General features: G+C 64.6%; 22 protein-coding genes. 3 read left to right on the top strand and 19 right to left on the bottom strand.

Annotation, left to right across the window (positions count from 1 at the left end):
- Positions 1–35 precede the first annotated feature (35 nt).
- The 16 genes from folD to B6V73_RS14610 all read right to left on the bottom strand — a co-directional run bounded on the left by folD (position 36) and on the right by B6V73_RS14610 (position 15,119).
- On the bottom strand, positions 36–938 hold the full coding sequence (gene folD / locus B6V73_RS14685; protein ID WP_088720378.1) for a bifunctional methylenetetrahydrofolate dehydrogenase/methenyltetrahydrofolate cyclohydrolase FolD: 903 nt from the start codon (positions 936–938) through the stop codon (positions 36–38).
- A gap of 12 nt (positions 939–950) precedes the next feature.
- Positions 951–1,829, bottom strand: coding sequence for a bifunctional 5,10-methylenetetrahydrofolate dehydrogenase/5,10-methenyltetrahydrofolate cyclohydrolase (locus B6V73_RS14680; protein WP_088720379.1), 879 nt, complete (start codon positions 1,827–1,829; stop codon positions 951–953).
- On the bottom strand, positions 1,810–2,130 hold the full coding sequence (locus B6V73_RS14675) for a chorismate mutase (protein WP_075775885.1): 321 nt from the start codon (positions 2,128–2,130) through the stop codon (positions 1,810–1,812). The genes B6V73_RS14680 and B6V73_RS14675 overlap by 20 nt, the downstream gene beginning before the upstream one ends.
- A 67-nt stretch (positions 2,131–2,197) precedes the next feature.
- Positions 2,198–3,865, bottom strand: a complete 1,668-nt coding sequence (locus B6V73_RS14670; protein WP_088725611.1) for a formate--tetrahydrofolate ligase — start codon at positions 3,863–3,865, stop codon at positions 2,198–2,200.
- 81 nt (positions 3,866–3,946) lie between these two features.
- Positions 3,947–4,537 carry a sulfurase gene (locus B6V73_RS14665; protein ID WP_075775883.1) on the bottom strand — a complete coding sequence of 197 codons (591 nt, stop codon included), beginning with the start codon at positions 4,535–4,537 and terminating at the stop codon, positions 3,947–3,949.
- Positions 4,537–5,346 (bottom strand): methyltransferase domain-containing protein, encoded by an 810-nt coding sequence (locus B6V73_RS14660; protein WP_088725610.1) that lies wholly within the window; start codon positions 5,344–5,346, stop codon positions 4,537–4,539. The genes B6V73_RS14665 and B6V73_RS14660 overlap by 1 nt, the downstream gene beginning before the upstream one ends.
- Before the next feature lie 18 nt (positions 5,347–5,364).
- Complete coding sequence (gene ftsH / locus B6V73_RS14655) at positions 5,365–7,278, bottom strand: ATP-dependent zinc metalloprotease FtsH (protein WP_075775881.1); 1,914 nt, start codon at positions 7,276–7,278, stop codon at positions 5,365–5,367.
- Positions 7,279–7,360: 82 nt separating this feature from the next.
- Positions 7,361–8,584 (bottom strand): tRNA lysidine(34) synthetase TilS, encoded by a 1,224-nt coding sequence (tilS, locus tag B6V73_RS14650; RefSeq protein WP_276206800.1) that lies wholly within the window; start codon positions 8,582–8,584, stop codon positions 7,361–7,363.
- A 10-nt stretch (positions 8,585–8,594) separates the two neighbouring features.
- Positions 8,595–9,428: a tol-pal system protein YbgF gene (gene ybgF, locus B6V73_RS14645; RefSeq protein ID WP_341865723.1), complete on the bottom strand. Its 834-nt coding sequence runs from the start codon at positions 9,426–9,428 to the stop codon at positions 8,595–8,597.
- Between the two features lie 5 nt (positions 9,429–9,433).
- Positions 9,434–9,967, bottom strand: a complete 534-nt coding sequence (gene pal / locus B6V73_RS14640) for a peptidoglycan-associated lipoprotein Pal (RefSeq protein ID WP_075775879.1) — start codon at positions 9,965–9,967, stop codon at positions 9,434–9,436.
- 71 nt (positions 9,968–10,038) lie between these two features.
- Positions 10,039–11,361, bottom strand: coding sequence for a Tol-Pal system beta propeller repeat protein TolB (gene tolB / locus B6V73_RS14635; protein ID WP_075775878.1), 1,323 nt, complete (start codon positions 11,359–11,361; stop codon positions 10,039–10,041).
- Between the two features lie 102 nt (positions 11,362–11,463).
- The gene (locus B6V73_RS14630) at positions 11,464–12,723 is read right to left on the bottom strand and encodes a hypothetical protein (protein ID WP_088725609.1); all 1,260 of its coding nucleotides are present in this window, start codon (positions 12,721–12,723) and stop codon (positions 11,464–11,466) included.
- A 16-nt stretch (positions 12,724–12,739) separates the two neighbouring features.
- On the bottom strand, positions 12,740–13,219 hold the full coding sequence (gene tolR / locus B6V73_RS14625) for a protein TolR (RefSeq protein ID WP_075775876.1): 480 nt from the start codon (positions 13,217–13,219) through the stop codon (positions 12,740–12,742).
- Positions 13,220–13,221: 2 nt separating this feature from the next.
- A complete protein-coding gene (gene tolQ / locus B6V73_RS14620) occupies positions 13,222–13,917 on the bottom strand; it encodes a protein TolQ (protein WP_088720384.1) in 696 nt (231 codons plus the stop codon).
- A 115-nt stretch (positions 13,918–14,032) separates the two neighbouring features.
- Positions 14,033–14,434 carry a tol-pal system-associated acyl-CoA thioesterase gene (ybgC, locus tag B6V73_RS14615; RefSeq protein WP_088720385.1) on the bottom strand — a complete coding sequence of 134 codons (402 nt, stop codon included), beginning with the start codon at positions 14,432–14,434 and terminating at the stop codon, positions 14,033–14,035.
- On the bottom strand, positions 14,424–15,119 hold the full coding sequence (locus tag B6V73_RS14610) for a hypothetical protein (RefSeq protein ID WP_240504152.1): 696 nt from the start codon (positions 15,117–15,119) through the stop codon (positions 14,424–14,426). Before B6V73_RS14610 ends, ybgC begins: the two co-directional genes overlap by 11 nt.
- 414 nt (positions 15,120–15,533) lie before the next feature.
- Here B6V73_RS14610 and ileS point away from each other — a divergent pair, with 414 nt between their 5' ends.
- Positions 15,534–18,518 carry an isoleucine--tRNA ligase gene (gene ileS, locus B6V73_RS14605; RefSeq protein WP_088725608.1) on the top strand — a complete coding sequence of 995 codons (2,985 nt, stop codon included), beginning with the start codon at positions 15,534–15,536 and terminating at the stop codon, positions 18,516–18,518.
- Positions 18,519–18,579: 61 nt separating this feature from the next.
- On the opposite strand, the gene B6V73_RS14600 is transcribed toward ileS, so the two are convergent.
- Positions 18,580–18,975 carry a DUF805 domain-containing protein gene (locus B6V73_RS14600; RefSeq protein WP_075775872.1) on the bottom strand — a complete coding sequence of 132 codons (396 nt, stop codon included), beginning with the start codon at positions 18,973–18,975 and terminating at the stop codon, positions 18,580–18,582.
- Positions 18,976–19,138: 163 nt separating this feature from the next.
- Between B6V73_RS14600 and B6V73_RS14595 the strand changes: the two genes are divergently transcribed.
- On the top strand, positions 19,139–19,612 hold the full coding sequence (locus B6V73_RS14595; protein WP_088725607.1) for a hypothetical protein: 474 nt from the start codon (positions 19,139–19,141) through the stop codon (positions 19,610–19,612).
- Here B6V73_RS14595 and B6V73_RS14590 read toward each other — a convergent pair.
- Positions 19,602–20,039 (bottom strand): flagellar FliJ family protein, encoded by a 438-nt coding sequence (locus B6V73_RS14590; protein ID WP_088725606.1) that lies wholly within the window; start codon positions 20,037–20,039, stop codon positions 19,602–19,604. The two genes, B6V73_RS14595 and B6V73_RS14590, sit on opposite strands and share 11 nt — an antisense overlap.
- A gap of 7 nt (positions 20,040–20,046) precedes the next feature.
- Positions 20,047–20,916: a flagellar motor stator protein MotA gene (motA, locus tag B6V73_RS14585; protein ID WP_075775869.1), complete on the bottom strand. Its 870-nt coding sequence runs from the start codon at positions 20,914–20,916 to the stop codon at positions 20,047–20,049.
- Positions 20,917–21,147: 231 nt separating this feature from the next.
- Here motA and B6V73_RS14580 point away from each other — a divergent pair, with 231 nt between their 5' ends.
- Positions 21,148–22,290, top strand: a complete 1,143-nt coding sequence (locus B6V73_RS14580; RefSeq protein ID WP_088725605.1) for a hypothetical protein — start codon at positions 21,148–21,150, stop codon at positions 22,288–22,290.
- Position 22,291: the final 1 nt, after the last annotated feature.

Raw genomic sequence — 22,291 nt, 5'->3', positions numbered from 1 at the left:
CCTGTCCAACCTGCGGAAATCCTTACCTACTTTCGTCAGGCAGTCAAACCCTCGGGTTCGGGCAGATTGTTCGCGCGGCAGCAGGCGGTGACCGTGTTGGCCAGCAGGCAGGCGATGGTCATCGGCCCGACGCCGCCCGGCACCGGGGTGATCGCGCCGGCGACCTCCTTGGCGCTGTCGAAATCGACATCGCCGACCAGCCGCGTCTTGCCCTCGCCCTTCTCGGGCGCGTCGATCCGGTTTATGCCGACATCGATCACGGTCGCGCCAGGCTTCACCCAGTCGCCCGGGATCATGCGTGGACGGCCCACGGCCGCGACAAGGATATCGGCGCCGCGACAGACATCCGCGAGGTTCTTGGTGCGGCTATGGGCGATGGTGACGGTGCAGCTGTCGCGCAGCAGCAGTTGCGCCATCGGCTTGCCGACGATGTTGGAGCGCCCCACCACGACGGCGTTCAGCCCCGAGAGGCTACCCAGTTGATCGCGCAGCATCATCAGGCAGCCCAGCGGCGTGCAGGGTACCATCGATTTCTGCCCGGTGCCCAGAAGACCCACATTGAGGATATGGAACCCATCGACATCCTTCGCGGGGGTGATCGAATTGATCACCTTCTCCTCGTCGATGTGATCGGGCAGCGGTAGCTGCACGAGGATGCCATGCACCGCCGGATCGGCGTTCAGCTTCTCGACCAGCGCAAGCAGATCGGCCTCGGAGGTCTCGACGGGCAGCTTGTGCTCGTAGGACTTCATCCCGGCTTCAAGCGTCTGCTTGCCCTTGTTGCGCACATAGACCTGACTGGCCGGGTCTTCGCCCACCAGAACGACTGCGAGGCCCGGCGTGATGCCGTGTTCCTCCTGCAGCCGGGTGACATGCTCGGCCACTTTCTCGCGCACGCTCGCTGCGAAGGCCTTCCCGTCGATGATCGTCGCCGTCATTTCATTCCTCCGTCACTCCGCCGCCGCGAAGGTCGCGCGGTAATGGTCCATCTGCATGCGGGTCGCGCGGACCGCGTTGTTCATCAGCGTAGAGACCGTGACCGGCCCCACCCCGCCTGGGACGGGCGTGATCCAGCCCGCCACCTCTGCGCAGCTGTCGAAATCGGCGTCGCCCACGGTGCGCCCCTCGACCCGGTTGATGCCGATATCGATCAGGGCCGCGCCGGGCTTGAGCATTTCGCCGTGCACCAGCCCCGGCTTTCCCACAGCGACGAAAACGGCGTCTGCGGCGCGCGAATGCACCGAGACCTGCCGCGTCATGTGGTGACACACCGTGACGGTGGCGCCGAGCCCCATCATCAGGAAGGCGATCGGCTTGCCCACGATCTCGGAGTGGCCGATCACGCAGACATTGAGCCCTTCGGTCTGGAGCGGCAGGGATTTCAGGATCTCCACCGCTGCGACGGCGGTGCAGGGGCCCAGTTCCAGCTCGTTATAGACGATGTTGCCGATCGAGGACGGATGCATCCCCTCCACGTCCTTGAGCGGATGCACCGCCTTTTGCAGCGCCTTGACCGGGATATGTGCGGGCAGCGGGCGCTGGATGATTATGCCGTTGACGCGCGGATCGGCGTTCAGACCGGCCAGCACGCCCTGAAGCTGTTCGAGGCTGATCGTCTCGGGGTAGTTGCGCACCTCGAAGGCCACGCCGGCTTTCTCGGCATATTTCCTCTGGTTGCGCACATAGAGTTCGGCGGCGGCGACGTCACCTACCGAGATCGAGACGAGGCACGGCGCCCAGCCTGCCTCCGAGAGCCGCTGCGCCTCGGCATAAGTCTCGTCCAGCTTGCCCTGCGCAAACGCCTTGCCGTCAATGATCGTGGCGCTCATCGGGGTCTCCCTTGCCCAGAACCTGTTCTTCCTGCCCGATGAAATGCTCGATCATCTCGCGCCACAGACGGTCGGCGAGATCGGGATCGAGCCCGGCAGGCTCCGCTGCGGCGCGCACCTTCGAGACCACGTCCTCGACCCGGTCGGGGATGCGTGCAGGCCAGCCATTTTCCTGTTTGAGTTCCGCCGCACGGGCAATCAGCCGGGTGCGCGCGGCGAGCATCTCGACCAGCTCCCGGTCGAGCGCATCGATCGCGACGCGTAGCTCTTCCATCGAGTGTAGTTCGGACGGGGTTTTCATCGACAAGGCTCCCGGAACACTTGCGCCCCCTATCGCAGCTTGGCCCAACAAGCTCAAGACCGCGCGCCTAGAACAAACCCGTGATGCGGCAGTCGGCATCGAGGCCGATCGTCTCCGCAGCCGGGTGCCGGGGGAGGCCCGGCATGGTCATGATTTCACCGCAGATCACCACGACGAACCCCGCCCCGGCCGAGAGCCTCACCTCGCGGATCGGCAGCGTATGGCCCGAGGGCGCCCCGCGCAGCGTCGGGTCCGCGCTGAAGGAATACTGGGTCTTGGCCACGCAGATCGGCAGGTTCCCATGGCCCGCCGCTTCCCAGTCGCGCAGCTGGTTGAGAATCTTCTGATCGGCATAGACGTCGCTCGCGTGGTAGATGCGCGTGGCAATGGTCTCGATCTTCTCGATCAGCGGCATGTCATCGGGATAGAGCGGCGCGAATTGCGAAGGGCGCTCGGTAAGCGCGACGATCTTCTCGGCCAGCGCCTCGGCTCCGGCGCCGCCTTCCGACCAGTGTGTGCATAGAACCGCCTCCACGCCCTGCGCCTCGGCGGCGGCGCGCACCGCTGCGATCTCGTCCTCGGTATCGGCAGTGAAGCGGTTGATCGCGACCACGACCGGTACGCCGAATTTCTTCATATTCGCGATGTGACGGTTGAGATTAGCGCAGCCCGCCTCGACCGCGGCAACATCCTCCGCGCCAAGATCCGCCTTAGCGACACCGCCATTCATCTTCAGCGCCCTAACCGTCGCCACTACCACAGCAGCACTCGGCGTCAGTCCGGCCTTACGGCATTTGATGTCGAAGAATTTCTCAGCACCCAGATCGGCCCCGAACCCCGCTTCGGTCACGACGTAATCGGCCAGCTTCAGCGCGCTTTGCGTCGCGATCACCGAGTTGCAGCCATGCGCGATATTGGCGAAGGGCCCGCCATGGACGAAAGCGGGAGTGCCCTCCAGCGTCTGCACGAGATTGGGCTGCAGCGCCTCTTTCAACAGCACCGCCATCGCGCCGTCGGCTCCGATCTCGGCGCAGGTCACCGGCGAGCGGTCGCGCCGATAGGCCACGACGATCCGACCGAGCCTCTCCTGCAAATCCGTCAGGTCGCGGCTCAGGCAGAGGCAGGCCATGACCTCGGAGGCGACGGTGATGTCGAAGCCGGTCTGGCGTGGGAAGCCGTTCGAGACGCCGCCGAGGCTGACGACGATGTCGCGCAGCGCCCGGTCGTTCATGTCGAGCACACGCCGCCACGTGATCCGACGCGCGTCGATCTCGAGCGCGTTGCCCCAATGGATGTGATTGTCGATCATCGCCGCGAGCAGGTTATGCGCCGCGCCGACCGCGTGGAAATCGCCAGTGAAATGGAGGTTCATCGACTCCATCGGCACGACCTGCGCGTAACCGCCCCCCGCGGCCCCACCCTTCATCCCGAAATTCGGGCCGAGCGAGGCTTCGCGCAGGCAGATCGCGGCGCGCTTTCCGATCCGGGACAGCCCGTCGCCCAAGCCCACGGTCGTCGTCGTCTTGCCCTCGCCCGCGGGGGTCGGCGAGATCGCTGTGACGAGGATCAACTTGCCGGTTTCGCGCCCATCCAGCCCAGCGACGAACTCCGCCTCCAGCTTCGCCTTGTCGCGGCCATAGGGGATCAGGGCGTCTTCAGGAATGTCCAGTTTCGCTGCGATTTCCGGCATCGGGCGCAGCGTGGCGGCACGGGCAATATCGAGATCACTGGTCATCTGGTCCTCCTGCTGACGGAGGGTAACCATTTGACGACGCGGCGAAAGGGAAAGAAGCGACCGTTGCGGGATTAAATCGCCTCAGCGGACCTCGTCCATCAGCTCCCAGGCGCGCTGATCGGGGATGTGCAGCCGCAGCGTCTCACCGACCACCAGCCGGCCCGGACGTTCGACCCATGCGGTGACGCCGCGCCGTCCGTGCGCTGCGGGTTTGTAGCGCTTGCCTTTATCTGGATAGTGCTCTTCGATCACCCGGCCCGGCAGGACGCAGGGGCGGTTTTCCATATCGACGACGAGTGTCAGCCCGGTCTCGTTCTGAAGCCGCGCCGAGGGCGGGATATGGGTCAGATCCGGCAAGCCGCGCAGCACGATCGTCGCGCCGACCCAGGACGGATCGATTTCCGGCACGCCCATCGCGAAAGCGGTCTCCGCCAGCTCCTCGGCCGACAGGATCGTCAGCTGGCGGACATTGGCGATCTCGGTGCCCTTGGGATGCTGATCTGTGACCCGCGAACAAGAGGGACGTGTGCGTCCGCCATGCAGTTCTCCCACGGGACCGTCGAAGGTGAATTCGATCTCTTCGACCGGGGTCGAGGTCAGCTGTCCCTCTGTGGTCACCAGCCCGAGCCAGACGACCTCCCCTTGATATTGCGTGGGTTTCAGCGCGGCCATCAGCCCCTCTTTGACAAGACGACAAACAGACGACGGAACGGGAAAAAGACGCTACCGTCGTCCCGCAAAGGATAAACCGTCTCCAGCGCGGTTTCATAGCGTTCGATGAGAACCTGCGCTTCAGTGTCGCCCAAGAGCCGCAGGAAAGGTCGCATCACCGTGCTTTCCGTAAAGCGGCGGACCGGATGCGCGCCCGGCGTGGGCTCCAGTTCCTGCAGATATTCGGTGTGCCAGATGTCGACCTCGCCGAGGGGGCTAAGCATTTTCGCGTAATCCACCGCCGGGGCCACGGGCGGCACCCAGCCGGCGAAGTTGAAGCGGTCGGGAAACATCTCTTGCGACAGGTCGCGCAGGATGCGATGCGACGGCGCGCCGTGCTGGGCGGGCATCTGCACCGCCAGAACGCCGCCCTCGCGCAGTTCTCCGGCCAGACGCGGGAACAGCTTCGCGTGATCGGGCAGCCAATGCAGTGCAGCGTTGGAGAAGATCATCGCGGGTGGCTTGTTGGGCGTCCATTCGGAAATATCGACCAGATCGCAGCGATGATAGGCGCCGGTCGCCGCAGCGCGCTTGAGCATCGCCTCGGAATTGTCGACGCCCACGATCTTACGCTTGGGGTACTGGTGGTTCAGCGTCTCGCCCACCGCGCCATTGCCGCAGCCCAGATCGATGATCTTGCCGCGCTCTGGCAGATGCGGAACCCGCGCCAGAAGGTCGAGTGCCGGGCGCAGCCTCAGATTGCGGAACCGCGCATAAGCGTCGGGATCCCAATCGGCTGCGCCCGGCACTGAAGCGTCACGCGTGACCATTCTCGCGAACCTGCGCGATCAGGCCGAAGGCTCGGGGGTGGTTTCCGCCCCGCCGTCGCCCTGATCCTTTTTCTTGGACGTCTTGGGCAGCGCGGTCACCGACGGCAGGCTTCCCGAGGAGCTGTCATCGTCGTCACCGCCCAGCGGCTCTCCGGAGAGGACCTTCTTGATCTCGTCGCCCGTGAGGGTCTCGTATTCCAAAAGCCCCTGCGCCAGACGTTCCCAATCCTCGATCCGCTCGGTGAGGATGCGGCGGGCCTCCTGATAGCCCTCTTCGATCAGGCCGCGCACCTCTTCCTCGATCAGCTCTTTCGTCTTGGTCGAGACCGAGAAGCCAGCGGTGTTGCCCTGATAGCCCTCATGCGCCTCGGCGTAGTCGATATTGCCGACCTTGTCGGACATGCCCCAGCGCATCACCATCGCGCGGGCGATGGCCGACGCCTGCTGAATGTCACCAGCCGGGCCGTTCGAGACATGCTCCTCGCCCCATTTGATGATCTCGGCAGCCTTGCCCGCCATCGTCATGGTGATTTTCTGCTTGGCCTCGTCCTTGTGGTAGTTGAGCTTGTCCATCTCGGGCAGCGAGACGACCATACCCAAGGCCTGACCGCGCGGAATGATCGTGGCCTTGTAGACCGGATCGCATTTCGGCAGCGACAGTCCGACGATGGCGTGACCGGCCTCGTGATAGGCGGTCATTTCCTTCTGCTCGGGGGTGAGGACCATCGAGCGGCGCTCGACACCCAGCATCACCTTGTCCTTCGCGTTCTCGAAATCTTCCATCGAGACGAAACGACGCCCGACGCGCGCCGCCATCAGCGCTGCTTCGTTCACGAGGTTCATCAGGTCGGCGCCCGAGAAGCCCGGCGTGCCGCGCGCGATGGTGCGCAGGTCCACATCGGGCCCCACCGGCACTTTGCGCGAGTGAACCGTCAGGATCTTCTCGCGGCCCTTGATATCGGGGTTCGGCACGTGGATCTGGCGATCGAAGCGGCCCGGACGCAGCAGCGCGGGGTCAAGCACGTCTTTCCGGTTCGTCGCCGCGATGATGATGATGCCTTCGTTTGCCTCGAACCCGTCCATCTCGACCAGCAGCTGGTTGAGGGTCTGTTCGCGCTCGTCATTGCCGCCGCCGATGCCGACGCCACGGGCACGGCCCACCGCGTCGATCTCGTCGATGAAGACGATACAGGGCGCGTTCTTCTTGGCCTGTTCGAACATGTCGCGGACACGGGATGCGCCAACACCGACGAACATCTCGACGAAGTCGGAGCCCGAGATGGTGAAGAACGGCACACCCGCCTCGCCCGCAATCGCGCGGGCCAGAAGCGTCTTACCGGTGCCCGGAGGGCCCACCAGCAGCGCGCCTTTCGGGATCTTGCCGCCAAGGCGCGAGAATTTTTGCGGGTTGCGCAGAAATTCGACGATCTCTTCGAGTTCTTCCTTGGCTTCGTCGATGCCCGCCACGTCGTCGAAGGTCACGCGACCATGTTTCTCGGTCAGCAGTTTTGCCTTGGACTTGCCGAAGCCCATCGCGCCGCCTTTGCCGCCGCCCTGCATCCGGTTCATGAAGAAGATCCAGATGCCGATCAGCACGAGGAACGGGAGCCAGACGCCCAGCAGCGACATGAAGCCGGATTGCTGTTGCTTGACGACGCTCACCGCGATGCCCTTGTCGATCAGCTTCTCTGCGATCTGATCTTCCAGAGGCTTGACGGTGGTGAAGCTCGTGCCGTCGGCGAGCTGGTAGCGCACCTCTTCGCCATCGAGGCGGACGTTCTTCACCTCGCCTTTGTTGACGGCGTCCATGAACTCCGAATAGGTCGCTTGGGACGAGTTCATCGAAGATTGCCCATCACCGAAAAGGTTGAACAGGGCCAAAATCAGCAGGAACAGCACCGCCCAAAAGGCCAGATTGCGCGCATTACCCAAGGAATATCCTCCAATCGTATCGGGCGGCTGACCTGCGGTCGCCGCCTCTTCCTCAGTGAAAATAGGCATTACGCGCCCGGGTTCAACGTCGAATTAGCCAAGTGTCGAATGCGTCGCGGCAAATCCGCGCCTGCCAGCCGATCCCGAAGCCTGCGAGCGGTGCCACGACAAGCGTTTCGCCGCGCCATATGGCCGGGCTTGCAGCAAGCGAGGCACGCGGAAGGCCCGTTTCGCGCCAATCGGGGCATTGGCGTAATCCCGCCTCCCCCAGCGCCGCGACTTCCGTGGCGTCCATGGCGGGCCCGGTGACCACCCAGCGGTCCCAGGTCGCGGCGCCATCTTCGAGGGTCACGCGCAGATCGGCCACCGCCTGCGCCTCGCGGGTGATGCGTAGCGCGCCCTTGGCGGTGGTGATACGGCAACCGTGCAGGGTGCGGTCGCCTTGCCGGGGCAACTCCGCCAGCAGGGTCTGCACCTTCGCTGCGCGTGGCGCGTAATCCGCGCCAGAGATCCAGCGCAGCGCTGCCACGATCAGGCGACGTTGCAACTCCGGATCCATCACGGAAAAGCCCGTCGCGTCGATCAGCAGATCTCCCGATTGCTCGGAGACATGGCGCTCGACCTCCGCCATCAGCAGTCGATGCAGCGCAGCGTTGGCCGACGCAAGGTTTGTCGTCACCCCGGCAACCGCCTGCGCATCGACACCCAAAGATTTCAGCGTGCCAAGCGCCTGTCGCGCCTTCACCCGGTCGAAGCGTTCATTTTCGTTGGACGGATCGTCGACCCATGCGATGCCCTGCCTGCGCAGGTAACCGCGCAACGCCTCTCGTGTCTGGGTCAGAAACGGGCGGTGCCATGTCACCCCCTCGGCCTCGAAGCGTGGGCGCATGCCTGACAGCCCCTCCAGCCCCGCCTCGCGCGCGAGCCGCATCAGAAAGGTCTCTGCCTGATCGTCGGCAGTATGCCCAAGTGCGACATGACTGATCCCGGTCGAGCCCGCCCATGCGCCGATCAGCCCAAGGCGCGCCCGGCGCGCGGCGTCCATCAGGTTACCTTCGGCGCTGGCTCCGTCCCAGCGCAGGATCGTGTGCGAAATACCCCGATCTGCGCAGAACCGCCCGACAAATGCGGCTTCCTCGGCAGCCTCGGCGCGCAGCCCGTGATCCACCGTCACCGCGGCGACCTCGAAATGCGCAGCCAACAGCGCGAGCGTCGCCATCGAATCCGAACCCCCGGAAACGGCAACCCCGACGCGCCGGGGCGCATCGGGGTCAAAACCGTGTCTTGCGATGTCGTCCAGCGTCACCGGAGAACGCTCACTGGCATCCCAGCGATTGCTGCGCGTTCTGCGCCTCGCCCGCCGCCGACGAACCCGGGAAGCGTGCGCTCACCTGACCCAGCGTAGTGCAGGCCTCGCTCTGCTGTCCGAGCTGCCCCAGCGCCTTGCCGAGCGACAACAGGTTATCCGCGGCGCGCGAGCCTTTCGGGTCGGCGGAGAACCCGTCGAGCCATGCCCGCGCAGCGCCCGCCTCATCACCCTGCTTTTGCAGTGCGAGACCGCGATAATACATCGCGTCGCTGGTCAGCGGGGAACCGGGATAGGTCTGCCGGAAGGTCGTGAGAAGATCGGCCGCAGAGGCGTAATCGCCATCCTCATAGGCCTTCTTGCCCGCCTCGAAATCCGATTTCTCGTTGATCGCAAGATCGGGTCCGGGCGTGGAATCCGGAGCCGGACCCGTGACCGACGCACCGGTGTTCGGCGCTTCGCCTCCCAGCGGCTCTGTCTTGCCAAGCTTCGAAATGTCGCAATTCTCTTCCATCTCGCAGACCCGGAAGTTCAGATCGCCGATCCGCTTCGTGCCGTCGGCGACGACGCGGTTGATCTTGTTTTCCAGCTCCTCGACGCGGTCGGTCATATGCGACAGCGACAGCTCCATCGAATCCATCCGCTGCAGAGCGGAATCGCCGCCCGCCTTCTGCAGACCGGCTTGACCAGAGGATTTCAGTTCCTGGCGCAGGCTACCGATCTCGGTCTGAAGCTGTCCCAGTTCGGTCTTGATGTCAGCCAGCGTCTGGGCGCGGTTCGCGTCCTGAGCCAGCGCGGGCGCGGCTGCCAGAACAGCCGCACCGAGAAGCAAAGCTCTCAGCATCGCGATCAGCTCCCGACCGCCGATTGCGAGATCACCGTCACGGCGCGACGGTTCTTCTGGTAGCACTCTTCGGTCGAGCAGACTGCCAGCGGACGTTCTTTACCGTAGGAGACCGTGCGCAGACGGTTGCCGGCCACGCCTTGGCTGATCAGGTATTCCTGAACCGCAGAGGCACGACGCGCCCCAAGCGCGAGGTTGTATTCGCGGGTGCCCTGCTCGTCGGCATGGCCTTCGATGATCGCGGTGTAGCTCGGGTGGCTCACCAGCCAACTCGCCTGCTGGCTCAGGATGCCGCGCGCGGTGTCGGTCAGCGTCGACTGGTCGACCTGGAAATGCACCATGTCGCCGATGGTCTGGCTGAAATAGGCCGGCGAGTTCGGATCGTTGATCCCGCCTTGGCTGACGCCGCCCATGCCAGCGCCGCCCGGGCCGAGCGCGCCGCCGGGACCGGTCGCACCGGAGCCGTATTGATCGGGGTTCGAACAGGCCGCGAGGCCCAGCATCGAGATGGCCAACACGGCCTTCACTGCAAATTTCATTGGTTCCGCCTTTGTTGATCTGCCCATTGCGGGCGAGCCTACCAGTTTCTCTAACGCTTGTTAATCCGCCCTCACGGCAGAAGCGGCGACCAGGCCGGGTCCGACGCGGCGCCCGGCGTGGAGACTTTCTTCAGGTTGCGCCCGGAGATGTCGACCGAATAGAGCGAGGCCGAGCCTTCGGCGCCGGGGCTCTCCCGGGTGAACATGATCACCCGGCCATTGGGCGACCAGGTTGGGCCCTCGTCGAGGAAGGACGAGGTCAGCAGCCGCTCTTCCGAGCCATCGGTGCGCATCACGCCGATATGGAACCGGCCTTGGTTCTGCTTGGTAAAGGCGATCATATCGCCGCGCGGCGACCAGACCGGCGTCGAATAGCGCCCGTCGCCAAAGCTGATCCGCGTCGCCTCGCCGCCGCCGACCGGCATGATGTAGAGCTGCTGGGTACCCGAGCGATCGGACTCGAACACGATCCGCGATCCGTCGGGCGAGAAGCTGGGCGAAGTCTCGATCGCGGGCGAGGTCGTCAGGCGTTGGGTCTGGCCCGTGCTGACATTCATCATCCAGAGGTCGGTATTGCCGTTCTGCTCCATCGAGTAGACGATTTTCTGCCCATCGGGCGAGAAGCGCGGCGCGAATGTCATCGTCCCGGGCACCTCAGGCAGCAGCCTCGCCGAGGCGGTCGCCACGTCGAGCATCTTGATGCGCGGAAAACCGGTCTCGAAGGTGGTGAAGAGCACTTTCGTCCCGTCGCGCGAGAAACGCGGTGCGAGCACGATGGTCGAGGCATCGGTGAGATAGGTCACATTCGCGCCGTCGTAATCCATCACCGCGAGGCGCTTCTGGCGGTTGTCCTTCGGCCCGCTTTCCGAGACGAAAACAACGCGGCTGTCGAAATACGGCCCCTCGCCCGTGATGCGCGAATAGATCACGTCCGAGACCTTATGTGCCAGACGCCGCCAGCTTGCCGGCGAGGCCGCAAGCTGCTGCCCGTCACCCATCTGCTGTCCGGAGAACACGTCGAAGAGGCGGAACTTCACGACCACCTTGCCGCCCTGCATCCCGACCGACCCCACGACCAGCGCCTGCGCGTTGATCGCCTGCCAGTCGGAATACTTCACCGGCGTGTCGAAGCTCGACACGTTCTGGATATAGGCAGATTTCGGAATTTCGCGGAACAGCCCGGTCCCGGTCAGATCGCTCGAGATCACCTGCGTGATCTGGCTCGCCATCTGGCCAGCGTCGGGGGTCTCGGGGATGAAACCCGCGATTGCGAACGGCATCGGCTCGATCACACCATCGGTGATCTCGATATGCAGCGGCTCGGAATCCTGCGCGATTGCGGCGATGGGTGCCAGCATCACAGCGGCCAGCAAACTGAGAACGAAACGCATCATGTCACACACTCCCTTTCCGGGTCTTGCCCGGTTTGTAACGCGCTGCGGCACGATCGTGCATCACAACCCCATGACACCGCGCGGAAATTCGCCGATCAGCCATCATTTCATCCTCATTTTTTCGGGATTGAAGTCGATGGTGATCGTTTTCCATCGGTCATATTTCTCCGGCGGCAGCGGGAACCCGTCCGAGCCGCACAGAACGATGGCGCGTCGCCCAGCCTCGAAGGCCTGATCGACCGCGTTGCCGGTGCCGCCCGTCGCCCCGACCAACTTGATCGAGGAGATGATCGGGTGGCCGTCGGGCTGCATGTCGACCGATAGCGTCACTGTGGTGCGCAGCGCATCCGAGCTGAGCGCGCCGGTGTTCCAGCACTGCTTGATATCGACGATCAGCGCGTCTTTCTCGCCCGCGGTAATCGGCGGACCCGTCGGCGCAGAGCCGGTGCCACCCGTGCCTTCACCGCCCAAGGCAGCCGCAAGCGCATCGTTGACCGAGGCGCTGTCGACTTTCTTCGGCTCGCTCGGCGCGGGCGTTTTCTCAGCCTGTTTCGGCTCAGCCGGTTTCTTCTCGGCGGGCTTGGGCGCTTCAGGCTTCTTCTCTGCCGGGGACGCAGCCGTCTGCGTCTCTTTCGGCGCGGGCGGTTTCGGCTTGGCGCTCGGCCGCGGCGAGGCCAGCGGCGCGGAGCTTTCCGGCTTGTCCTTGGTCTTGTTCGCCTCGGTCACGATTTCGGTGGAGGCTTCGGGCGGCGCCGTCGCCTCCTTCGGCTTCTCGGTGGGCTGATCGGGCGTGTCGGCGGGTTTGGGGGCCTCTTGCGGCTGAGCCTGCGGGTCGACCTTCGCCTCGGGCGGCGGCTCGGGCGCAGGCGTGGGAGCAACGCGCGGCGCCTGTTTCGGCTTCGGCACGGGCGAGATATCGGGCGTGACCGTCGGCGAAGGCTCCTCGACCGGCGGCACGATCTCCGGCGGCGTGTCGCTCACTTCGGCAGGCGGCGTCGGCTCTTGCAGGGCCGACACATCGGGCTGCGCATCCGGTACGGGGTCGGGCTGCTGCATCGCCTGCGGTTCCGGCTCGGGCTTGGCCTGCGGCTCCGGCGCGGGCGGCTTGGGCGGCGGGGCCGTCTCGGTTGGCGTATCGGGCGCCGTGGGCGCGACCGGATCCGGCGTGGGCTGCGGCGCGTCCTTCGGCGCCGAGGCCATCATCGTGTTGAAGTCCTTCTCGGACATCACCGCGACCTGAGAGATCACCACCGGCTTATTCGGTTTCGGGAAGAACCACTGGCCCCCGGCAATGACCCAGAAGAGCACGCCCAGATGCAGCGCGCCCGACAGGCCGTAACCGATCTTGTCCGCACGGTTCATGCGATGCCCCCTGGGCTCAGTTCCCCGCAGGCGCCGTCAATTGCGGCCCCCCGGTATCGGTGACGAGCGTGATGTTCGAGAACCCCGCGCCGTTGAGCGCGCCCATCACCTGCACCACCTGAGAATAGGAAATCTTGCCATCCGCGCGCAGGAAGACCTTGTCACTCTTGCGCTCGGCCGCGATCGCCTTGAGACGGTCGATCAGCTGATCCTGCGGCACTTCCGAGTTCATCAGCGAGACCTTCCCGTCCGCCTGGATCGACACCGTCAGCGGCACCTCCTGCTCGGTCGGTACGGCCTTGGCCGCCGTCTTCGGCAACTCGAGCGGCACGCCCACCGTCATCATCGGCGCGGCGACCATGAAGATCACCAGCAGCACCAGCATCACGTCGACCATCGGCGTGACGTTGATCTCGCTCATCGCGGCGTGACGCCCGCGTCCGCTCCTGCGGCGCCGCGATCCGCCCGATCCGCGTTTTGCAACACCCGCACCCATGATCAGCTATCCAACTGGCGCGACAGGATGGTCGAGAATTCGTCCGCGAAGGCCTCATAGTTGCCCGCAATGCGATCGGCATCGGACGACAGCTTGTTGTAGAAGATCACCGCCGGAATTGCCGCGAGAAGACCCAGCGCGGTCGCCACCAGCGCTTCCGAAATGCCGGGCGCCACGACGGCGAGCGAGGTGTTCTGCGAGATCGCGATCTCCTCGAAGGCGACCTTGATCCCCCAGACCGTACCGAACAGGCCCACGAAGGGCGAGATCGAGCCCACGGTCGCAAGGAAGGTCAGCCCGTAATTGAGGTTTTCGGTCGCCTTCTGGATCGCGACATCCATCGAGCGTTCGATCCGCGCTTGCGCGCCGGTGATCAGCGCCCCGTCCTGACGATGCGACCGGCGCCATTCCAACATGCCGGCGGCGAAGATCTTCTGGCTCGCGCCTTCGGGCGCGGGGCCGATCTGGTCGAACAGCTCGTCGAGCGGCTCGCCGGACCAGAAGGCCCGGTCGAAGGCTTCCGCCTCGGAGCGCGCCGCGCGATAGGCGATGAATTTGCGGATGATGATCGCCCAGGACCAGAAGCTGGCCACGACGAGGATGATCATCACGAGTTTGACGGTCAGCGATGCGCGCAGAAAGAGCGCCAGCAGGGAGAAATCGATCTCCTGCGCCATCGCAAGCGAAGAATGGTCCATAGGTACTGCTCGCCGGTTGGGGCCACGTTATCGGGCCTCTGATTACCAGCGATTCTATATCAGCAGTAAGGGGAACGCCATAACAACAATGTAACCGGCGAAACCCCGCCGCTTTTCAATGCAGTTTCGGGGCCAGTTTCCGGCGAATATCGGCGGGAAGCCGCTGAGCCGCGCCCGCCTCGTTGAGACAGACGATGGTGACCTGCGCGGTGAACAGCACCTCGCCGTCGCGCTGCACGGTCTGCTCCATCACCAAGCGCGCGCCCGTTTCGGTGACGAGGTCGGTCGTCACCACCAGTTCGTCGTCGAATTTCGCGGGACGCAGGTAATCGGCCTCGACGCGGCGCACCGCGAAGACCACCCCGTAATCGGCCTTCATGGCGACCTGATCTACGCCCAGCGCGCGGACGAATTCAGACCGCCCGCGCTCGATGAACTTCAGGTAATTGGCGTAATAGACGATCCCCGCGAGGTCGGTATCCTCGTAATAGACCCGGATCGGAAACTCATGCGCCATGCTCGTTCTCCCGATCGTCCGGCTCCGCCTCGCCCACTTCGCGCGACAATTCCCGTACCGCCTCTGCGGCCTCGCCCTGACGCAGGCCGGCGCGGGCCGCGAGACGCAGCGCGTGGCTCGGATCTTTCGCCACAGCCGGCATCGTCGGGTCGTAGGCAGCTGCAATCACCGCAGCGATCTCGGGACGCAGCACGGTCACCCCGCGCGCCACCGCAAGCGGCGAGCGTTTCACGAAGGCCTTGTCGGACCAAAGCAGGATCATCTGCACCGCCTGGCTGAGCGCGATTACCTCGGCGGGCACCTCATCGAGCCCCGCATCCATCCGCACGAAGGCGAAACAGGCGCGGATCGCGCCCTCCTTGTCGAAGCGGAAGACGCGATACTGGTTCGCCCCCTGATCGTCGAGCCGGATCACCAGATCCTGCAACCCGTCGATCAGGTGATCGAGATTGGGCACCTCGAGCAATTCCTGCCAGTCGCGGAAGAAGAAGATCATCAGGTTCGCGCCCAGCTCGGGATCGGTCTCGGCCATCTTGTGCCCTGCAAGCGCCACCACCGCCTCGACCGCGCCCTTCACCGTCGCAAGCGTCGCCGCCTCGACCCCGAACACGACGGGAACGACGGGGCGCCCCCAGCGCGCGAATAGATATTCGTCGGAAGAGCGCCGGAAGAGCTGCTCCACCATTTCGCCCGTGATTTCTGCCTGTTCCGCCATGCTGCCTCCCTCGCTTCGCCCCGACCCTAAGAGATCGCGACCGGGGGGGGAAGGGGGCCAGCCCGATCGGCCGCGCATCCCCGGCTTTTGCCTGCAACGACGTTTCGGCTTGGCACAAATATCCCGGGGGAGCGCCCGACCGGGCGTGGGGGCAGCGCCCCCTCTTCTTCGGCGATTGCGAACCCACGGTGACGGGCGGCAGCCCTCCCTGATCTGCGCTTGCCGCGCTTGCACCTCACGCCTATAAGGGCGGCATGTTCTTGCTGGCTGCATATCCGCGAATTATTTGCCCGGCGCTCTGACGCGTCAGGGTAGCCGGGATATTGCGCCAAGCCTCGCGGCGTGCGCGCGCACGCCCTTCCCTTTCCCAAGGACGACCTATCCATGAGTTCCGACCAGACCACCGAGACGACCGCCCCCGACTATCGCGGCACCGTCTTCCTGCCGAAAACCGATTTCCCGATGCGCGCGGGCCTGCCTGCGCGTGAGCCCGACTGGCTGGCGCGCTGGGAGAAGATCGGCGTCTACGATCGCCTGCGCGAGAAGGCCGCGAAGGAGACGCGCCCCGGCTTCGTGCTCCATGACGGCCCTCCCTACGCGAACGGCCATCTCCATATCGGTCACGCGCTCAACAAGATCCTGAAGGATTTCATCACTCGCTCTCAGCAGATGATGGGCCGCGATGCGCGCTACGTGCCTGGCTGGGACTGCCACGGCCTTCCGATCGAGTGGAAGATCGAAGAGCAGTACCGCGCCAAGGGGCTCGACAAGGACGCTGTCGACGTGGTGGCGTTCCGCCGCGAATGCCGCGCCTTTGCCGAGAACTGGGTCGACATCCAGCGCGAGGAATTCAAGCGTCTGGGTGTCTATGGCAACTGGGCCGATCCCTATCTGACGATGAACTACCATGCCGAGGCGGTGATCGCCGAGGAGTTCATGAAGTTCCTGATGAACGGCACGCTCTACCAAGGCTCCAAGCCCGTGATGTGGTCGCCGGTTGAGAAGACCGCGCTGGCCGAGGCAGAGGTCGAGTATCACGACCACACCAGCCACACGATCTGGGTGCGCTTCAAGGTCCGCCGGGGCGGCAATGCCGACATGCCGACCGAGGATGCGGTCGAATATGACGCCGCGGATCAGGCGCTGCTGGCCGATCAGCTGCACGCGGCGAGCGTCGTGATCTGGACCACGACCCCGTGGACGATCCCGCAAAACCGCGCCGTGTCCTTCAATCCGGGCATCGCCTACGGGCTCTACCGCGTCGACACGCTGGGCGAGAAATCGACCGCCGAGGAAGGCGAACTGCTGCTGATGGCCGATGCGCTGGCGCAATCGGTGATGGATCAGGCGAAAGTCGAGAGCTTCACCCGCGTGCGCAATGTCAGCGCGGCAGAGCTTGAGGGGCTGACGCTCTCGCATCCCTATGCCGGCGTCGAGGGCGCGAATGGCGAGTGGGATTACGACGTCCCGGTCCTGCCCGGCGACCACGTCACCGACGAGGCCGGGACGGGCTTCGTTCACACCGCACCGAGCCACGGCGACGACGACTATCAGATGGGCCTGAAATACGGGCTGCAGATGACCTATAACGTCGAGCCCGACGGCAGCTACCGCAAGGACCTGCCGCTGTTCGGCGGCGAGGCGATCGTCGCGGCTGATGGCAAGGACGGGCCGGCAAATGTGTCGAACATCAAGCAACTGGCCTGGGCCGGGGCGCTTCTCGCCAAAGGCAAGATCAAGCACTCCTATCCGCATAGCTGGCGCTCCAAGGCCCCGCTGATCTATCGCAACACGCCGCAATGGTTCGCCGCGATCGACCACACGCTGGATGACGGCATGGGCGAGTATGGCGACACGATCCGCGCCCGCGCGCTGACCTCGATCGAGGAGCTGGTGACCTTCACGCCCGAGAAGGGCAAGAACCGCCTGCATTCGATGATCGAGAACCGTCCCGACTGGGTGCTGAGCCGTCAGCGCGCCTGGGGCGTGCCGCTCACCTGTTTCGTCAAGAAAGGCGCCAAGCCCACCGACGAAGACTTCCTGCTGCGCAACGCCGAGGTCAATGCGCGCATCACCGCCGCATTCGAGACCGAGGGTGCGGACGCGTGGTACGAGGACGGCTTCAAGGCGAAGGTTCTGGAAGGCGTCGTGAATCCCGACGAGTACGAGCAGATCTTCGACGTGCTCGACGTCTGGTTCGATTCCGGCTCCACCCACGCCTTCGTGCTGCGCGACCGCGCCGACGGGACAGAGGACGGCATCGCCGATGTCTACCTCGAGGGGACCGACCAGCACCGCGGCTGGTTCCACTCCTCGTTGCTGCAGGCCTGCGCCACGAAGGGCCGCGCGCCCTACCGCAACGTGGTGACGCATGGCTTCACGCTCGACGAGAAGGGCATGAAGATGTCCAAATCGCTCGGCAACACCGTCGCGCCGCAGGAGGTGATCGAGCAATACGGCGCCGATATCCTGCGGCTCTGGGTTGCGCAGTCGGACTTCACGGCCGATCTGCGCATCGGCAAGGAGATCCTGAAAGGCACCGCCGACAGCTATCGTCGTCTGCGCAACACGCTGCGTTTCATGCTGGGCAATCTCGATGGGTTCTCCGACGCCGAGCGCGTCGATCCGACCGAGATGCCCGAGCTGGAGCGCTGGGTACTGCATCGTCTGGCACAGCTCGATACCGAGGTGCGCAAGGGCTATGACGCCTTCGATTTCCAGGGCGTTTTCCAGCAGCTGTTCAACTTCTGCACGGTGGACCTGTCGGCCTTCTATTTCGACGTCCGCAAGGATGCGCTCTATTGCGACCCCGAGGACAGCCTGCGCCGCCGTTCGGCGCGCACGGTGCTGGATCTGCTGTTCCATCGCCTGACGACCTGGCTCGCGCCGATCCTCGTCTTCACCATGGAAGACGTGTGGCTGTCGCGCTTCCCGGGCGACGATGCCTCGGTTCACCTGCAGGACATCCCCGAGACGCCCGAAGCCTGGGCCGACGCGAGCCTTGCGGCGAAATGGGATGGCATCCGCCGCGCCCGTCGCGTGGTGACGGCAGCGCTGGAGGTGCAGCGTTCGGCCAAGGTGATCGGAGCCTCGCTAGAGGCCGCACCAGTCGTACATGTCGAGGATGCGGACGTTCTGGCGGCGCTGAAATCGGTGCCCTTCGAGGATCTCTGCATCACCTCGGACATCGCGCTGACCGCCGACCCGGCTCCGCAGGAAGCGTACCGCCTGCCCGAAGTTTCGGGCATCTCGGTGGTCTTCGAGAAGGCCGACGGTCAGAAATGCGAGCGCTGCTGGAAGATTCTGCCCGATGTCGGCACGCATGAGCATCCCGGCACCTGCAAACGGTGCGATGCGGCGCTCGACTGAGCGGCGCGTATCCGGTGACGGAATGAAGGGCACCCGCTTGGGTGCCCTTTTTCATGTCAGGTCAGGACGGCATCTGGTGCGGCGGCAGCGGCGGCGGCCCGAAACGGTTACCGCGCGGCGAGCCGCGCTGAACGGTGAAGAAGAGCAGGACCAGCGTCCCGATCAGCGGGATCAGCATGATCAAGGCCCACCAGCCGGTTCGGTCGAGGTCGTGCAGCCGCCGCACCAGCACCGCGAGCGACGGCAGGAACACGACGAGCGAGAAGATCGCCCCCAGCAGCGACGCTTCGCCGCCCCGCATCATCATCGGACCGAAGAGGATGCGATCCAGCAAGCCGAAGACGATGTTCCCGAGAAAGACGAAGAGCACGAACCACCAGAATTCGGGCCGGGCCGCGCGGCCGGTGAAAGTCACGTAGTTCGAGAAACATTTGCGGATCGCTTCGCTGAACTCCATCGGGCGTCTCCCTTCGTGGATGAGCTGTCGAGGAAGCTTAGCCTCAGGACGACGCGTCACGCCAGCGTGAATCCGGCGGGGCAGGTGCGGTGGGCGCGTGATGCGTCAACGCGCGACGTGCATTCTTCTTATTTGCGTCAAGATTCGCGGCTAACCTCACGGAATGACCCAAAGTGAAAGCCATCCGTCCGCCCCGCTTCGCCCCCTGTTTCGCAGTTGGGGCTTCTGGGCGTTGCTGGCGGGCGCGGCCGCGTTGGTTCTGGTTTTCGTGCAGATCTCGGGTATTGCGAACGGGCCTCAGCCCTCTGCCGGAAGTCAGATTGGCGAGATCGCTGGCGAGATCAAACGCTCGGCTTGGCGGTCCTTCTTCGGCCTTGCGCCGAAGCCGGTGGAGCCGCAACCACTCCCGGCTTCCAGCTACCTCGGCCTCGCGGCGCCGGTCCTCGGGATCCTAGCGATCGTGCTCGCGGGGATCGCAGCGGCACTCCGCGAAAACTGGCGACTGCCGAGCTATGCGGTGAGCCTCGGAATCGCGGCGATCGTCTTCCAATATGTCTGGTGGATCGCGCTGCTCGTTGCGGGCGTTGTCCTGCTCGTCACGATCATCGCCAATCTCGGCGAGATTTTCAGCTTCTGACCGCATCCCTGTCGCGCAGCCAGCGCTGCAGCGTGCGCTCCTCGACCTGCGCCTGCTCGCGCTTTGCCAGCTCCGCCGCGCGTTCAGCGCGGGCCCGGTCGAGAAGCGTGTCATAGGTCTTCGCCTCTCGGAACAGCTCTCGCATCCGGTCTTCGAGCGGCACGCGGCGTTCGTTCAGCGTGCCGATCTCCTGATCGAGCCACGAGACCGTCTCGCGCACCGCCTCGCGGAATCCGGCGGCGTAAGGCGCGGTCTCAGGCGAGGTGACGTGAAGCTCGGCGCGGGCGCGCGCTGTCAGCGTATCGCGCTCGCTTTCCAGCCGCGCGACCTGCGCATTCAGCTTCGATAGCTCGCCGGCCTGCTCTTCGAGCTCACGCCGCCGCAGCCGCCCGATCACCTCCAGGGCCGCGATCCGGTTGCGGGTCATGGCGCGGTTACGCCGCCTGCGGCAGGTCTTTCTGCGCCTGCTCGACGGCGTAGAAATCCGGCTGATGCGCGGTTGGGATGCTACCGCGCCCGATCTCGACGCAGATATTCGGCGGGTGGTCGCTCACAAGCGCAACGAAGATGTCGCGGATCACCGCATAGAACGCGGAATCCTCTTCCTCGATCTGGCGCAGACGGCCAGACATCGGCTGCACGAAGCAATAAGCAAGGAACACGCCGAGGAAGGTCCCGACAAGCGCGCCGCCGATCATACCACCCAGGATCTCCGGCGGTTGGTCGATCGCACCCATGGTTTTGATCACGCCCAGAACGGCGGCGATGATGCCGATGGCAGGCAAGGCGTCGGACACGGTCTGGAGCGCTGAGGCAGGGGCCAGAACCTCGCGGTGATGCTTCTTCAGTTTGCGGTTGATGACGTCCTCGGTCTGGTACTTGTCGTCGAAATTCATCGCCAGCATCCGGAAGCTGTCGGTAATCAGCTGGATCGCGAAATGATCCTTCAGGATACGCGGATAGCGGCTGAAGATCTCGCTCTCTTCCGGGGCTTCGACATGAGGATCGAGCGCGATGATACCCTTGTTGCGATAGAGCCGCGACAGCTCGTAGAGCAGGTTCAAGAGGTCGGTGTAATCCGCCGTCTTCCACTTGCTGCCCTTGAGCACCTTTACGAGCCCCCGGCCCGATTGCTTGATCATCCCGAACGAGTTGGCGATCAGGAACGACCCGAGCGCGGCGCCACCGATCATCATCCCTTCGAACGGCAAGGCATGAATCAGAACGTCCATGCTGCCGCCGGACAGGAGGAAGCCGCCGAACACGAGGCCCACGACGGCCAACAGGCCAAGGATGATCGTCATTATACTTTGTCCGTATGCTTCGCGCCCCCAGTCTTTCACCGGCAGGCGCAGTTTCCCCAAAATCTCGAGCAAATCTCCGGTGACGCTCTCGTTAAGTCAAGTATAAATGCCAAAATCATTAACAAGAATAAGCACAGAACACGCCATGTCATCTATAGACAAGGAAACTTGACCGATTATTCATGAATAGATAGGATAATTCCAACACTGATCTTGGATTCAGGGCATCGAATGAGCGCCAGTGCGGAAGCCATTGCCTTTCTGCTCGAAGAGCAGGATCTGCGCCATCTGTTCCAGCAATGGCCGCAGCACATGTGTCTGGCCGTCGGCCTCGACCCGGAAGGCGGCTGCGCGATGCTGGTCTTCCACGCGAGCGAGGCCGAGCGCGTACTGCCCAGGCTCGCGCGGTCGATGAACTGGCGCACGGATGAGTTCAGCGTCATTCCAAAGATCGACGGCTACCAGACACGGCGGATGCTGTTCTCCGACGAGCAGAAGATTCTGTCGCTCGTGCAGGACACCGACAACCTTCCGGAGATCGCCCGCGATTACGCGATCAATTTCGCCTATGCCGCCGACGAGGGGCTCGACCCGGAAGCGATGACCGATGCGAAATCCGCCTCGGTGTCGCCCGCGTTGCGCGAGGTCGAGCGGCTCCTGTCGGAGTTGAACCCGACACACTCCGCGAAATCGAGCGCTCCGCCGACGAGCAGGAATGCGGCCTCTGTGCCTACCGATCGAGCGGAAACAACGGCCCCGGTGAGCGCGGATGGCGGCCCGCCCGGCTTCCGGCGGCTGAGCGATACGCACCGGGCCGAGGCGCTGATGGCGACTTGCGAATTGAGCCTCGATGCCGACACCATCCGGATTACCATCGACGAGGCCGGTGCCGATGCGCAGAGCTTCGGGGTGCGAGACGTCTATTTCCGCGACGATCTTCGCAGCTTCGCCATCCAGGTGGCGGAACTCGCGCGTCAGGGAGCAACCGCCCTGCCCGGCCAGATCCACGCCGCGGCGGATCACTTCCCGGCCCCGCTTCTCGCGACCTTGCGGCAGGCGCCGCTGCCGGCGCGACTGACCGCGCTCGACCACTACATCTTCATCGCCCCCGAAGCCGCAAAACCGCGCGCCGCTGCCCTGTCTGCCCCGGCGCGCGCGGAGCCAGGCAAGTTTCCAGCAAAGCGCGAGGGCGCGAAGCCGCAGATGCGCACGATGTTGGGCGGCGCCGCTTTGACCTTCTTCTCGGCGCTGGCGCTGCAACTTGGCCTGACGCCTGCGCTCAGCCATGGCGAGGCGCGGAAGGTCTCGCTCGATACGATCCGGGAATCCGTCTTCCAGTCGCTTGCGGATGAACAAAGCGGCAAGGAGCGCTGAG

The sequence above is a fragment of the Thioclava sp. JM3 genome, from assembly GCF_002213185.1.
Taxonomy (GTDB): Bacteria; Pseudomonadota; Alphaproteobacteria; order Rhodobacterales; family Rhodobacteraceae; genus Thioclava; species Thioclava nitratireducens.
The sequence above is the reverse complement of the archived record's forward strand: the minus strand, read 5'-3'. Positions and strand labels throughout refer to the sequence as shown.